General features: G+C 61.9%; 1 pseudogene. It reads right to left on the bottom strand.

The features are described 5' to 3' along the window. Nucleotides 1-265 (bottom strand): annotated as a pseudogene (locus FQ668_RS06180) (uracil-DNA glycosylase); the annotation flags it as partial.

The raw sequence follows: 265 nt of genomic DNA, 5'->3' as shown, positions 1-265 counted from the left end.
GTTCGGGCACTGCTCGCTGACCACCTGAATGACCCGGTCGGTAAAGAATTCCCAACCCTTCTTGGCATGTGACGCGGCATTGGCGCGCTCCACGGTCATGGTCGTGTTGAGCAACAGCACGCCCTGCTCGGCCCAGCTCTGCAGGTAGCCATGATTGGCAATCGGGATGTTCAGGTCGCGCTGCAACTCCTTGTAGATGTTGACCAGCGACGGTGGCGTGGCCACGCCCGGCTGTACCGAGAAACACAGGCCATGGGCCTGGCCC

The sequence above is a fragment of the Pseudomonas sp. Kh14 genome (assembly GCF_900291005.1).
Lineage (GTDB): Bacteria > Pseudomonadota > Gammaproteobacteria > Pseudomonadales > Pseudomonadaceae > Aquipseudomonas > Aquipseudomonas alloputida.
The sequence above is the reverse complement of the archived record's forward strand: the minus strand, read 5'-3'. Positions and strand labels throughout refer to the sequence as shown.